This window comes from Micromonospora sp. WMMD961, from assembly GCF_029626145.1.
Lineage (GTDB): Bacteria > Actinomycetota > Actinomycetes > Mycobacteriales > Micromonosporaceae > Micromonospora.
This window is the reverse complement of record NZ_JARUBJ010000002.1, coordinates 4,783,155-4,796,501: the sequence shown is the minus strand read 5'-3', so window position 1 is coordinate 4,796,501 and position 13,347 is coordinate 4,783,155. Positions and strand designations below refer to the sequence as shown.

Annotated in this window: 13 protein-coding genes; 11 read left to right on the top strand and 2 right to left on the bottom strand. The window is 68.7% G+C overall.

Annotated elements, in window-relative coordinates; all coding sequences use genetic code 11:
- Positions 1-55: 55 nt before the first annotated feature.
- Positions 56-604 carry a MarR family transcriptional regulator gene (locus tag O7614_RS21680; RefSeq protein ID WP_278140311.1) on the bottom strand — a complete coding sequence of 183 codons (549 nt, stop codon included), beginning with the start codon at positions 602-604 and terminating at the stop codon, positions 56-58.
- A 48-nt stretch (positions 605-652) separates the two neighbouring features.
- On the opposite strand from O7614_RS21680, the gene O7614_RS21675 reads away from it, so the two are divergent.
- From O7614_RS21675 to O7614_RS21660, 4 genes are all read left to right on the top strand, one after another.
- Entirely contained in the window at positions 653-1,444 is a 792-nt protein-coding gene (locus O7614_RS21675) for a potassium channel family protein (RefSeq protein WP_278140310.1), read from the top strand.
- Positions 1,445-1,490: 46 nt separating this feature from the next.
- A complete protein-coding gene (locus tag O7614_RS21670; protein WP_278140309.1) occupies positions 1,491-2,549 on the top strand; it encodes a PP2C family protein-serine/threonine phosphatase in 1,059 nt (352 codons plus the stop codon).
- 127 nt (positions 2,550-2,676) lie between these two features.
- A complete protein-coding gene (locus tag O7614_RS21665) occupies positions 2,677-3,015 on the top strand; it encodes an STAS domain-containing protein (RefSeq protein WP_278140308.1) in 339 nt (112 codons plus the stop codon).
- Positions 3,016-3,144: 129 nt separating this feature from the next.
- Positions 3,145-4,611 carry a metallophosphoesterase gene (locus O7614_RS21660; protein WP_278142328.1) on the top strand — a complete coding sequence of 489 codons (1,467 nt, stop codon included), beginning with the start codon at positions 3,145-3,147 and terminating at the stop codon, positions 4,609-4,611.
- Between the two features lie 50 nt (positions 4,612-4,661).
- Here the strand turns inward: O7614_RS21660 and O7614_RS21655 are convergent, their stop codons facing one another.
- A complete protein-coding gene (locus O7614_RS21655) occupies positions 4,662-6,641 on the bottom strand; it encodes an acyl-CoA dehydrogenase (protein ID WP_278140307.1) in 1,980 nt (659 codons plus the stop codon).
- 543 nt (positions 6,642-7,184) lie between these two features.
- Here O7614_RS21655 and O7614_RS21650 point away from each other — a divergent pair.
- The 7 genes from O7614_RS21650 to O7614_RS21620 all read left to right on the top strand — a co-directional run bounded on the left by O7614_RS21650 (position 7,185) and on the right by O7614_RS21620 (position 13,307).
- Positions 7,185-8,432, top strand: a complete 1,248-nt coding sequence (locus O7614_RS21650; RefSeq protein WP_278140306.1) for a glycine betaine/L-proline ABC transporter ATP-binding protein — start codon at positions 7,185-7,187, stop codon at positions 8,430-8,432.
- Complete coding sequence (locus O7614_RS21645; RefSeq protein ID WP_278140305.1) at positions 8,429-9,322, top strand: ABC transporter permease subunit; 894 nt, start codon at positions 8,429-8,431, stop codon at positions 9,320-9,322. Before O7614_RS21650 ends, O7614_RS21645 begins: the two co-directional genes overlap by 4 nt.
- 83 nt (positions 9,323-9,405) lie before the next feature.
- The gene (locus O7614_RS21640) at positions 9,406-10,290 is read left to right on the top strand and encodes a glycine betaine ABC transporter substrate-binding protein (RefSeq protein WP_278140304.1); all 885 of its coding nucleotides are present in this window, start codon (positions 9,406-9,408) and stop codon (positions 10,288-10,290) included.
- 186 nt (positions 10,291-10,476) lie between these two features.
- Positions 10,477-10,905, top strand: coding sequence for a PRC-barrel domain-containing protein (locus tag O7614_RS21635; protein WP_278140303.1), 429 nt, complete (start codon positions 10,477-10,479; stop codon positions 10,903-10,905).
- 89 nt (positions 10,906-10,994) lie between these two features.
- Positions 10,995-11,300, top strand: a complete 306-nt coding sequence (locus tag O7614_RS21630; protein ID WP_278140302.1) for a BON domain-containing protein — start codon at positions 10,995-10,997, stop codon at positions 11,298-11,300.
- Between the two features lie 212 nt (positions 11,301-11,512).
- A complete protein-coding gene (locus tag O7614_RS21625; protein WP_347404366.1) occupies positions 11,513-12,541 on the top strand; it encodes an ABC transporter ATP-binding protein in 1,029 nt (342 codons plus the stop codon).
- Positions 12,519-13,307 carry an ABC transporter permease subunit gene (locus O7614_RS21620; protein ID WP_278140301.1) on the top strand — a complete coding sequence of 263 codons (789 nt, stop codon included), beginning with the start codon at positions 12,519-12,521 and terminating at the stop codon, positions 13,305-13,307. Before O7614_RS21625 ends, O7614_RS21620 begins: the two co-directional genes overlap by 23 nt.
- Positions 13,308-13,347: the final 40 nt, after the last annotated feature.

The window sequence follows — 13,347 nt, the reverse complement described above, 5'->3', positions numbered from 1 at the left end:
CCCTGAGCCGACGCCGTCAAGGTAAGCCAAGATACCTGCATGACTGCAGGTAACGTCAGGGTTGAACGGTACCTGTTCGGTGACTCCCGTCGTCACGAGCCGACGCTGACTGTTCCCAGTGCCGCCACCACAGCTCCTCCGTCGGCTCTCCGGCGGCGATCACCAGAGCATTGATCAGCTCGGCGGGCGTCCGCTGGCGTCCGGAGTCGGCGACGTTCAGCAGACGTCGGATTTCGGCGGTGCGGCGTCGCATCACATCGCCCACGAGCGTCTTGCCGCCCTCGGTGAGGCTCAACCAGGCGACCCGCCGGTCGTCGGGTTGTTGACGGCGGACCACCAATTCCCGGCGTACCAGGCGATTGCACGTTCTCGTCGCCGTCGACGGGTGCACGCCCAACAGGGACGCCAGATCCACGGTGCGCAGCGGTGCGCGTGACGCGAGAATGACCAGTGTCCGGTACTGCGGCAGGGTGACCTCGGCGGCCACCGACCCCAGGGTTCGGGCGGTGATTCCCACCAGGGTGCGGGCCAGCGCAGACAGGCCGTCGACCAGTTGATCGTCAGCTGCGGTCGACGCGGTGCCGCCTTCCACGTACAGTTTCACCCGGAAATGATTGCACGGGTGCACGCATAATCGATGGGTGGGCCGTTCATGCAGGTGAGGACCGAAGCGCTTCCCGCGAATCGGGCCGCGCGCTGGGAGCGGCTCACCGCACTCCCGCTGACCGCCCTGTCGGTTCTGTTTCTCGTGGTCTACGCGGCACCGATCCTGTGGCCCGACCTGGCGGAATCCTGGCTCCGGGTGTGCGAGGCGACGACTGTCCTCATCTGGCTGACGTTCTGGGTCGACTTCCTGGCGCGGCTGAGCCTGACCAGAGCCCGGCGGCGTTTCCTGCGGGACCACCTCTTCGACCTCGCAGTTCTGGTGCTCCCCGTCCTGCGCCCGCTGCGTGCCCTGCGGCTGATCACCGTGGTGCTGAGCCTGAGCAGACGCGCGGAGTCGTGGGCACGTGGCCGGCTCGCCGTCTACGTGGGTGCCACCACCATGCTGCTGGTGCTGGTATCCGCGCTGGCGGTGCTGGACGCCGAGCGGTCCGCGGCCGACAGCAACATCGTGTCGTTCGACGACGCCCTGTGGTGGGCGACGGTGACCATCACGACCGTCGGCTACGGTGATCACTACCCGGTCACCGGGACGGGTCGGTTCGTCGCCCTGGGGCTCATGATCGGCGGGATCGGCCTGATCGGTTTCGTCACCGGCTCACTGGCAACCTGGATCGTGGATCGGGTCTCCCAAACGGGCGGCACCGCGGCGGCGACCGCCGATGACATCGCCACCCTGCGCGCGGAGATCGAGGCGCTACGTCGACAGCTCGATCCAGAGGCATCGCCGACGGGCGACGATCCGGATCGGCGGAGCCATGCGGCCCAGCCCTCCGGTTGAGCGCAGCGAGGGCAGGGAGCCGCCCAACCGTGCCTCCGTCGCCGACGTGGCACCGGGCAGGTGGACTCGCTGGCTCGGGGTGCGGCTGGCCGTCGGATTCATCGCCATGGTCCTGCTGGTCGACGTCGTGGCGGGCACCCATGCCGTACTCATCGGCTTTCTGGCCCTCGCCCCGCTGTTCGCCGCCGCCGTCGAAAGCCCGCGCCGCACCGCCGTGGTGTCGGCCACCGCGACCACGGCAGCAGTGGGCGCCGGGCTACCCAGCGGGATGCTCGGCAGTCTCGACCACCTGCTCCGGGTGGCGGTGGTCATCACGGTCAGCCTGATGGCGGTGTACGTCGCGCGGGCTCGAACGGGACGGGAGGAGCGTCTGCGCCGGATGGCCGAGATCGTGCGGATCACACAGGCCGCGATCCTGCGCCAACCGCCGCGGCATGCCGCGGGGGTGCAGCTGGCCGCCCGGTATGTCTCGGCCTACGAGGAGGCTGGCGTGGGCGGTGACCTGTACGAGGTGGTGGCCGACCAGGACCGGCTGCGGATCATCGTCGGTGACGTCTGCGGCAAGGGACTTGCCGCAGTGCGGCTGGCCTCGGCGGTGGCGGGGGCGTTCCGGCAGTCGGCGATCGTCCGGCCCGACCTGACACAGGTGGCGCGCGACCTGGATGATCTCGTGGCTCGGGAGCCGCCTGCCGCCCGGGGCGCGACGTTCGTCACCGCCGTTCTGGTCGAGCTACGCGGGGGCGAGATCCGGACCGTCAACTGCGGTCACCCCGCGCCGATCCTGCGGGACTCCTCCGGAGAGCTGAAGGAGCTGACGGTGTCTCCGCCGGATCGACCATTGGGTCTGGGTGGGCCTCGGACACCGGAGAACGTGGTCCGTTGGGCCGTCGGTGACCGGCTGCTGATGCTCACCGACGGCCTGCTCGAGGCACGTGACAGCGAACGGCGCTTCTTCCCGATGCCGGCGTTGCGGGTGTGTCTGGCCGAGCCGTCGGTGGACAGGTGCCTCGACGCGGTCTGGGACGCCGTGCACCGGCACGTGGGCGGCGAACCACACGACGACATCGCCCTTCTGCTGGCCGAGCGCCGGCCCACGGTCCGGTGAGCGACGAAGCCGCCCCGCGCTTGGCGATCTTGTACGCGGCTCCCATCAGTGGATACGCTGGTCCGCGAAGACAGTTCATTGCATCCATGCATGTTTCACCTGCCACTGCCACGGTTAGGAGTCGTGCGTGGAGTTGACAGTCGACACGGTGCAGGTGGGGCCCGTCACCCGTATCCGGCTGGCCGGGGAGATGGACCTCGCGACGAGCGGATTCGTACACGACGCGGTCATTGCGGCGTTGGCGTCCGACGCGGTGCGAGACGTCATCCTCGATGTCGTCGGTCTCACCTTCATCGACTCCACCGGTATGGGAACGCTCGTGGCGTGCCAACGCGCCGTCGCCGTGCGGGGCGGCATCCTGCGGCTGGAGAACCTCGCGCATGTCGTCCGGCGTCAGCTCTTCGCCGCCGGACTGCTCGGCCTGTTGAGCGGAGGGGCCGAAGACCAGGCCGCCACCTCGAACTGACCCCCGCCGTCCCCTCGGCTATCCCACAGATCGGATCCTCTCGTGACTCCGCCCCCGGACGCCGCGGCTCCGCGTCGCACCGCCCTGGTCGAACGCCTCCGGCACGCGGCCGCTCGGCCGCGTCAGATCATGCGCTCGCCGTGGACACGCCGTGTCCTGGCGGCGGTCGCGCTGGTCGCCATCACCGCCGCCGGCATCACGATCGGCACCCTCCTCGGTGCCAGAGGCGCCAGTGACGTCGGGCCCTTCCGGGTCGTCTTCCAGCTGACCCCGTCGACGGACGGCGGCACAGAGATCGCCATACCCCCGTTGGGGTCGCTCTTCCTCGACAGCCACGACGGCCCGGCGCGACTGACCGTCCGCCTCGACTCACTCGACCAGCGACGCACCGAGGCTCTGCTCGACAACCCCGCAGGCCTCGCCCACGCCGGTGCCACTGCACCTGAGGACCTCCGGGACGCCCTGGCCCGCCTCGGACTTCGTACGCTCGGCGTGTCGGTCCTCGCGTCCATGCTGCTCGCGGGGCTGACGTTTCGATCCGTGCGCCACGTGGCCTGGTCGGGCGGTCTCGCGCTACTGGTCACCGGCGGCACCCTCGGCACGGCCGCCCTGACGGTACGACCGCAGGCGCTGGCCGAACCCCGATACGAGGGCCTGCTGGTCAACGCCCCGGCGCTGATCGGTGACGCGCAACGGATCGCCGATGACTACAACCGCTACGCCGAGCAACTCCAACGCCTCGTCGGCAACGTCGGCGAGCTGTACACGACCGTGTCGACCCTGCCGATCTACCAGGCAGCACCGGACACCACCCGGATCCTGCACGTCTCGGACCTGCACCTGAATCCCGCTGCCTGGCCAATGATCAGAACCGTGGTCGAGCAGTACGACATCGACCTCGTCATCGACACCGGAGACATCACCGACTGGGGCAGCGAACCCGAGACCTCGTACGTGTCCATGATCGGCCAGCTCGACGCGCCCTACGTCTACATCCGGGGCAACCACGACTCACCCCGAACCGCCGCGGCGGTGGCCAGCCAGCCGAACGCGGTCGTCCTGGACGACTCCGTCACGACGATCGCCGGAGTGACGATCGCCGGCATCGGCGACCCCCGGTTCACGCCCGACAAGCAGGAGACCGAGGCGGGGCCCTGGGAGGAACCAGCGGCGACCGTCGAGAGCACGGGCGCCCAGCTCGCCGCGACGATCCGCTCGCTGGGCGCACCGGTGGACATCGCACTGGTGCACGACCCCGCATCGGCGACCGCGCTCAACGGTGCCACGCCGCTCGTCCTGGCCGGCCACACGCACCAGCGAAAGGTGACGACGCTCCCGCCAACCGGCCCGGTCACCACCCGGCTGGCAGTGCAGGGCTCCACTGGCGGGGCGGGGTTGCGCGGACTCGAAGGTGACGAACCGATGCCGCTGGTCATGTCGGTGCTCTACCTCGGCGCGGATCACCGGCTCCAGGCGTACGACGACATTCAGGTCGGCGGCGCCGGCACCGCGCAGGTGAGCCTCAACCGCAAGGTGGTCGACGACACAACACCAGTGAACCCGGCTGCGCCGTCCGCGACCCCGGCCGGCAACTAGCCAGCTGCTGAACAACGTCCCCGACGCCAGCGGCGCAGGAGTAGTGCTTCCTACGCGGGGACTGCCTGCGGATCACCGGCGGCGTCGTGGGTGGTCGTGGTCTCCTGCCGGCGGGGTTCCTCCCGCAGGATCGCGGCGTGCAGCCACGAGTCCGGGATGGCGAAGCCGTCGACGAGCGTCCGCATGTGCGGGCGTAGCTCCTTGAGCAATCCGTTCACGACGCCGGTGACCGCCTTCGAGCGGGCCGGTGTGAGCCGGCCGTGCTCCAGGAACCATCCCCTGTTGGCCTCGATGACGCTGAGCGCGTACAGGTCGCAGACGCGGGAGAGCAGCGCCCGGACCGCCGGATCGGCGGTGTCTTCGATGCCGGCGACGAACGCCTCCAGGGTGACCCGGTCGATGTGCGCGGCGGCGACGGTCAGGACGTGGTCCTGGACGTCGTTGAAGATGTCGAAGGGCCGGTCCTCCTTGGTGGCCGCGCCGTTGCGCAGCCGGCGGACCGCGCCGTCGAGGAGGTGCCTCTCGCGGTCCTCGAAGGCCTTGAGCTGCCAGCCGCGATCGGTGACGGCGACCTCCTCGTCGCGACCGGGCACGGCGCTGATCAGCCGCTCGATGAGCGAGCGTGCGGCGGTGCGTTCGAGCACCATCTCGCGGACCTGCTCGGCGACGAATGAGGCGCGCCCCCAGCCGTCCAGCGAGCCGAAGGCGTCCCGGTGGCCGGTGAGCAGCCCCTTGGCCACCAGTTGCAGCAGCACCGTGTTGTCGCCCTCGAAGGTGGTGAAGACGTCGGTGTCGGCCTTGAGGCTGGGTAGGCGGTTCTCGGCGAGGTAGCCGGCGCCGCCGCACGCCTCGCGGCACATCTGGATGGTGCGGGTCGCGTGCCAGGTCTGCGCGGCCTTGAGACCGGCGGCCCGGGACTCCAGTTCCCGTTGCCGGTGTTCGTCGACCGGCCCGGCACCGCCCTGCACCTCGTCGAGCGCGGCGACCAGCTCCGTCTGGGCGAAGTGCAGCGCGTACGTGGTGGCCAGGGCGGGCAGCAGCTTGCGCTGGTGAGCCAGGTAGTCGTTGAGCAGTACCTCCCGCTCCGCGTCGGGCGTGCCGAACTGCCGGCGGATGTCGCCGTAGCGCACCGCGATGGTCAGCGCCGACTTCGTGGCCGCCGACGCGGCGCCGCCCACGCTCACCCGGCCGCGGACCAGGGTGCCGAGCATGGTGAAGAAGCGCCGGGAGTCGTTCTCGATCGGGCTGGAGTACGTGCCGTCCTGTGCGACCTGACCGTAGCGGTCCAGCAGCATGTCCCGCGGCACCTGTACGTGGTCGAAGGTGAGCCGCCCGTTGTCCACGCCGAGCAGGCCGGCCTTGGGCCCGGCGTCACCGATGCTCACGCCGGGCAGTGGGTTGCCCTGCGCGTCGCGGATCGGCACCAGCCACGCGTGTACGCCGTGCCGACGTCCGGCGGTGATCAGCTGCGCGAACACCACCGCCATCCGACCGTCCCGGGCGGCGTTGCCGATGTAGTCCTTCCGGGCCGCCTCGTGTGGCGTGTGCAGGTCGAAGGTTTGCGTCTGCGGGTCGTACGTGCAGGTGGTGCGCAGCTGTTGGACGTCGGAGCCGTGACCGGTCTCGGTCATCGCGAAGCAGCCGAAGACAGTGCCGGAGATGATGTCCCGCAGATAGGCCTCGTGGTGCCGTCGGGTGCCGAGGGCGGCGACCGCGCCGCCGAACAGGCCCCACTGCACGCCCGCCTTGACCATCAGCGACAGGTCGACCTGGGCCAGCATCTCGCTGGCGATGATCGAGCCGCCGACGTCGGAGCTGCCGCCGTACTCGGTGGGGAAGGCCGACGCGATCCCCAACTCGGCGGGGAGTTCGGTGAGCAACCGGGTGATCCGCTCCCGTGCCTGGTCACCGGTCTCGCCGTACACCGGGAGGAAACGCGCGTCGAGGTGCTTCCGGTGCGCGTTGCGGACTGTCGCCCACGGTCCGTCGAGCACTTCACGCAGGCGAGCGAGGTCGATCTGATCGGCCATGGTCCCCCCTCAACTGACGGGCAAATGGTGCGGGCCGCGCCCGATCAATAATACTGACACCGCAGTGCGCCGCTGAGGGAGACGCTCCCTGTGCATTTGGGGCCGCGATCGGGAGTCGCAACACTATCCCGCGGGGGAGGCTACACGATCGGACCGCGATGGAATATGACGGTTGCATGACAGTTCTTTATCAGCCCGTCATATTCTGGAACTGCTCTCGGCGAGGTGCAGACGCGCTGGTGGGCGCATTTCAGCAGGCCGATCGCCTCAGGCTGCACGGAACCCGGGCGGCACGACCGGTATCGGTCGATGCGTCGCGCAACATCTGCGGACGACCAATCTGGTGCCGCTGCGGTGCGAATTTTTGTGTGCATATCCACAGCCCTGCGGTGCCGACTGGATTTGTCGCGATGACGTCGGTAGGTTTCGCCGCCGGGCCTATGTTACCCACTGAATGTGATCGATGTTGATATCGACGATGAGACGCGAAGAGGGCGCCCATGGCGCGATACGCCAACCGGTTTCCGTCTCGAAGGGGGGATCGTGTCCGCGCTCACAGTGCAGTCGCTCTACAAGATATTCGGCGGTCGAGCGGACGAAGCGGTAAGACGTCTGGCGGACGGGAGACCCCGCGCCGAGGCCTTGGCCGGACTGCCGGCCACGGCCGCCGTGATCGACGCGAACTTCGAGGTACGCCCAGGAGAGATCTTCGTCGTCATGGGCCTCTCCGGCTCGGGAAAGTCGACCCTGATCCGGATGCTCAACGGCCTGCTGCGGCCCACCAGAGGCAGCGTGCGCGTCGATGGGGTCGAACTGACCACGCTCAAGCCGGCGGCGCTGCGCAAGCTGCGGCGGGAGAAGATCAGCATGGTGTTCCAGCACTTCGCGCTCATGCCGCACCGGACGGTGCTGGAGAACGCCGGGTACGCGCTGGAGGTCGCCGGGCTGCCCAAGGCCGAGCGGCGTGAGCGGGCCATGGACGCGCTGCGGATGGTGGGCCTGACGGAGTGGGCGGACAACCTGCCGCACGACCTGTCCGGTGGCATGCGGCAGCGGGTCGGGCTGGCCCGCGCGCTCGCGGCCGGCACCGAGATCCTGCTGATGGACGAGGCATTCTCGGCACTGGACCCGCTGATCCGCCGGGAGATCCAGGACCAACTCCTGGAACTTCAGGCCGAACTGGGCAAGACGATCATCTTCATCACGCACGACCTGAACGAGGCCATGCGGCTCGGCGACCGGATCGCGGTGATGCGGGACGGTCGGATCGTCCAGATCGGCACCGCCGAGGAGATCCTCACCGATCCGGCCAACGACTACGTGGCGCAGTTCGTCGCCGACGTCGACCGGACCCGGATCCTCACCGCCGCGTCGGTCATGGAGAAGCCCCAGCAGGTGCTGGACGTCAACGCCGGTCCCCGGGTCGCCGCGAAGGCGCTGCGGGAAAGCCAGACCTCGGTGGTCTACGTGACCGGACCGATGAAGAAGTTCCTCGGCACGGTCACCGAGGACGAGGTGTTGCGGGCACTCCGCGAGGGCCGCCCCCACCTCGACGGTTACGTGTCGACCGAGCGGGTTCGCACGGTCACCGCGGACACCTCGGTGGCCGACCTCTTCGCCGACTGCGCGGAGAGCCAGCACCCGGTGGCCGTCCTCGACGAGCGCGACCGGCTGATCGGGGTGATCCCACGGATCACCCTGCTGAGCGCGCTGGCCGCCGCGACCCCGGACGAGCCGACGCAGGACCAGGCCCAGGTGGAACTGGTCGGAACGAAGGGAGAGCCAGCATGAGTCTGACGCAGTCGCCGCTGGACAGCTGGCTGCCCCGGGTGCCGCTGGGCGCCTGGACCGAGGCCGCAGTCGACTGGGCCACCGCCACCCTCGGCCCGTTCTTCGACGGTGTCGCCAGCGTGGTCGAGGCGCTGGTGCGACCCCTCAACGACCTGCTCACCGGCGTACCGGCGGTGGTGGTCGTGCTGGTGCTCGCCGGGCTCGGCTGGTGGCTGCGTGGGTGGAAGTTCGCCCTGGGCACCGCGGTCGGCCTCGGCCTGGTGGCCGGAATGCCGTACTGGGAGGAGACCATGAGCACACTCGCGCAGGTGCTCGTGGCCAGCACCCTGGCACTGCTGATGGCTATCCCGCTGGGCGTGCTCGTTGCCGAGAACAAGCGGGCCTCGGCGGTGGCCCGGCCGGTGCTGGACCTGATGCAGACCATGCCCGCATTCGTGTACCTCATTCCGGCGATCTTCTTCTTCGGCATCGGCACCGTGCCGGGCGTACTGGCCACCCTGGTCTTCAGCATGCCGCCCGGCGTACGCCTGACCGAGCTGGGTCTGCGCCAGGTCGACAAGGAGATCGTCCAGGCCGCCGAGTCGTTCGGCGCGCCACCGTGGATGGTGCTGCTGCGCACCAAGCTGCCGCTGGCCCTGCCCACGATCATGACCGGCGTCAACCAGGTCATCATGCTCGCTCTGTCCATGGTGGTGATCGCCGGCATGGTGGGTGCCGGCGGCCTCGGCGACGTGATCATGTTCGCGTTGTCCCAGGTCGAGGTGGGCAGCGGTTTCGAAGGTGGGATCGCCGTCGTGATCCTCGCCGTGGTGCTCGACCGTCTCACCGACTCGGCGGGCGACCGCTTCCCGTCCGCCCGGGCGCAACGCCTCGCGCGGCAGGCCGCCTGACCGACAGTCACTCTCCGCCGGCAATCCCTTTCCCGCGTACGCGCGGGTCCCGCCGGCATACCCGAAAGAGGAAGGACAACCCTTTGTTCACGACACTGAAGCGCGCCCTCGCGCTCACGGTGACCGCCGCCCTTGCCCTCGGCGGCGCTACCGCCTGCGGCGAGCAGGACGACGCGTCCGCCGACGGCAAGAAGATCACCATCGGTTACATGGCCTGGGACGAGGCGATCGCGGCGTCCCACCTGTGGCAGGACATCCTGCAGGACAAGGGCTACGAGGTCGAACTCAAGAACCTGGAGGCCGGTCTCGTCTACGGCGGTCTCGCCAACGGCGACATCGACCTGTTCCTGGACAGTTGGCTACCCCAGACGCACGCCTCCTACCTGGAGAAGTACGGCGACAAGCTGGAGAAGCTCGGCGTCTGGTACGACGATGCCAGCCTGAGCATCGCCGTGCCGGCGTACGTCGAGGGCGTCGACTCCCTGGCCGACCTGGCCGGCAAGGCTGGCAGCTTCGACGGGCAGCTGATCGGCATCGAGCCGGGCGCAGGTCTGACCAAGGCCACCCAGGAGAAGGTCATCCCGGAGTACGGCCTGGACGGCAAGCTGAAGCTGAAGACGTCCTCCACCCCGGCGATGCTGGCCGCGTTGGACGGCGCGATCGCCGACAAGAAGCCGATCGTGGTCACTCTCTGGCACCCGCACTGGGCCTACGCCAAGTACCAGTTGAAGGACCTCGCCGACCCCAAGGGCACCCTTGGCCAGGCCGAGCAGATCAACACTCTCGCCCGCACCGGCTTCGGCGCCGACTTCCCCGACGTCACCGCGATGCTGAAGAAGTTCAAGATGGACGGTGAGCAGCTCGCATCCCTGGAAGACCTGATGTTCAACACTCACAAGGGCGACGAGAAGAAGGCCGTCGAGGAGTGGCTGAAGGCCAACCCCGACTACCTGAACACGCTTTCCTGAACCAGCTGAGACGAGGGGCCCCGCCAGTCCGGCGGGGCCCCTCGTCGTCTCCGCCCGATGGGCCCCCGCGACGGACGGGCGCTCAGCCGTCACGGAAGCGGGCCGGAAGCGTCATCAACTTGTCGTATTGTCCCGGCCGTCCTCTGGGTAGCGCATAAGGATCAGACGCTACGGAAGGAGCAGCTCATGCCACACGACACGACGGCGATTCTGGTCAAGCTCAGTGACTCCGGGCAGACGATCGCGGATGTCGAGCAGGACGTGCGCGGTCGGCGCGTCCTCGACGCCGATGGTGACGACCTGGGCAAGGTTGACGACCTGCTGATCGATCGCGACGAGCACAAGGTGCGGTTCCTGCGCGTCGAGCACGGAGGAATTCTCGGCATCGGCGCCACCGCCACCTTCCTCCCGGTCGAGGCGGTCAGGGACGTCGGCGACGACACGGTACGAGTCGACCTGACGCGGGAGAAGATCGAGCAGGCCCCGACGTACGACCCGGAGGTCGTCGAGGAGGCCGGCTACTACGAGGACGTGTACTGGTACTACGGCTACGCGCCGTTCTTCAGCCCGAGCGGGGTCGCTCCGCCGTACCCGGTCCCCCCGACACGACGTTGAGTTCCGGCCACCCCCGACCGGCCGATGATTCGGTGGCCGGAAACGGCCGCCGGACCATCGGAACACCGAGGTATCTGTGAGGGAACACCATGACCTACGTCCCCTGGTTCCGGCCCGACGACTTTCCATCGCTGATCCACATCCAGCCTGCCTCCGAGGATGCCCGGCTGGCCTGCCAGCTGCTGGAGAGCATGCAGCGGGATCCCCGGTTGCGTCACGAACGCATCTGCATCGAAGTGCAGAACCGTGTGGTCATCCTGGAGGGCGTGGTCACGTGCGCCGACGCGAGCACGGATGCCCACGCCAGCGCCTGGGGCATTCCGGGAGTGCACGACGTCAACAACCGGCTGCGTGTAGTGGAGGTCGATTCCGACGTGCCGCCGCGCCGCTACTGACTGTGGGGCCGCGTGTTGTGGTCGACGTAGACGCCGTGGGCGTACGGGTCGAGGGCGGCTGCGACACTACGAGCCGCTGGTCGTCCCGGAATGGCTCGGTCCAGCGGTGCCGTGCGGGGACCGGCACCCGACACCGTCGTCTGCTGCGGTGAGTTCGACCGCTACCTGCGGCGCGTGCGTCGCGTCCACCGTCGCCGGAGGCCGCCGGCCTGGTGTTCGGACTGCCGGCTTCCGAGGGTCGGCAACGGCATCCGCTGGATGTCGGCCGGATGCAGACCTGGATGCCGGATAGGAATGCCCGCGACGATGTGGGCATGACAACCGACATCGCCCTACTCACCGAGGATCTGACCAAGTTCTATGGTCAGCGTCGCGGCATCGAGGGTCTCAGCCTGGAGGTTCGTGCCGGGGAGGTGGTGGGGTTCCTCGGCCCGAACGGTGCCGGGAAGACCACCACGATCCGGCTGTTGCTGGACTTCCTGCGTCCCACTCGTGGACGCGCGACTGTGCTCGGGCTCGACCCGCGCAGGGACAAGGCCGCACTGCATCGTCAGATCGGCTATCTGCCCGGCGAGCTCGTGTTCCCCGGGCGGGACAAGGCGGAAGACCTGCTGCGCTTCTTCGCCGCGGCGCGCGGCGGCGTGGCCTGGCCGCAGGTGACCGAGTTCGCGGAGCGGCTCGAACTGGACCTCTCGCGCTCGGTACGGACGATGAGTAAGGGAAACAAGCAGAAGGTCGGGTTGGTGCAGGCGTTCATGCACCGGCCGGCGGTGCTGGTCCTCGACGAGCCGACCAGCGGGCTGGATCCACTCATGCAGCAGGAATTCCTGGCCATGGTCCGCGACGCCAGTAGCGCCGGGCAGACCGTCTTCATGTCCTCTCATGTCCTGGCCGAGGTGCAGCAGGCCGCCGACCGGGTAGCCATCGTCCGCGAGGGTCAGCTTGTCGCCGTCGAGCGGGTCGAGTCACTGGGAAAGCGGGCAGTCCGTGCCGTCGAGATTCATTTCGACGATCCGGTGGACCCGGCAGAGTTCAGCGTCCTGCCCGGAGTCAGTGACGTGGTGGTGTCCGGGCCGGTGCTGAAATGCACTGTCGACGGCCGCATCGACCCGCTGATCAAAGCAGCGGCACGACATGAGGTCGTGGACATGTTGTCGGCCGAGCCCGACCTCGAAGAGACGTTCCTGTCGTTCTACTACCACGGGGAAGGAGCCGGCGATGCTTCCCGCGCTGGTGCGTAAGACCTGGCGTGACGACCGCCTGGCGTTGATCGGTTGGGCGGGTGGGGTCGCCGCTTTCACCGCCATCTACACCTCGTTCTACAGCCAGTTCCAGGGTGCTGCCGAGCTGAAGCAGGACGCTCTGCCCAAGGGCATGCTGGACTTCCTCGGTATCGCCGACATGCTGTCGCCCGCCGGTTATCTGCAGGCGACCATCTTCAGCCTGGTCGGCCCACTGCTGGTCCTGATGTGCGCCATCACGCTGACTACCCGTACCATCGCTCGGCCGGAGGAAGACGGCGGCATGGAGCTGATGCTGGCCAACCCGGTCTCACGCGCCGCCTTCGCCTGGCAACGGGTGGCCGCCGCCGGCAGCGCGCTCACCGGGATCGCCGCCATCCCGTGGATCCTGCTGATGATCATTGTTCCGTGGATCGGCATGGACATCCCCCTGTCCAACGTCGCTGCCGCGTCCGCCGGCCTGGTCGCCCTGGCGTGGTGCTTCGCCGGCATCGCCTTCCTCGTCGGCGCCGCCACCGGAAAGAGGGCTGCCGTCCTCGCGGTCACCGGTGGCCTTGCCGTGGCCACCTACATGGCCAACGCCATCGGCGGCATGGTCGACGGGTGGCACTGGATGCGCTGGCTGTCACCGTTCCACTACTTCATCGGCACGGATCCACTGCACACCGGCTGGCACCCGGTCGAGCTTCTCGCCCTCGTGCTCCTCGGAGCCGCAGCCACGACCGCCGGAGTCATCGTGTTCGACCGCCGCGACATCGGTGTGTAAACCTGAGGCTGGTGGCCGCCGTTCACCGGCGGCCACCGCC

What these genes read in the sequence shown, in the direction of transcription:
- O7614_RS21675 (WP_278140310.1), top strand. Translation starts at nt 653, where the DNA reads ATGCAGGTGAGGACCGAAGCGCTTCCCGCGAATCGGGCCGCGCGCTGG.
- O7614_RS21660 (WP_278142328.1), top strand. Translation starts at nt 3,145, where the DNA reads ATGCGCTCGCCGTGGACACGCCGTGTCCTGGCGGCGGTCGCGCTGGTC.
- O7614_RS21655 (WP_278140307.1), bottom strand. Translation starts at nt 6,641, where the DNA reads ATGGCCGATCAGATCGACCTCGCTCGCCTGCGTGAAGTGCTCGACGGA.
- O7614_RS21645 (WP_278140305.1), top strand. Translation starts at nt 8,429, where the DNA reads ATGAGTCTGACGCAGTCGCCGCTGGACAGCTGGCTGCCCCGGGTGCCG.
- O7614_RS21635 (WP_278140303.1), top strand. Translation starts at nt 10,477, where the DNA reads ATGCCACACGACACGACGGCGATTCTGGTCAAGCTCAGTGACTCCGGG.
- O7614_RS21630 (WP_278140302.1), top strand. Translation starts at nt 10,995, where the DNA reads ATGACCTACGTCCCCTGGTTCCGGCCCGACGACTTTCCATCGCTGATC.
- O7614_RS21620 (WP_278140301.1), top strand. Translation starts at nt 12,519, where the DNA reads ATGCTTCCCGCGCTGGTGCGTAAGACCTGGCGTGACGACCGCCTGGCG.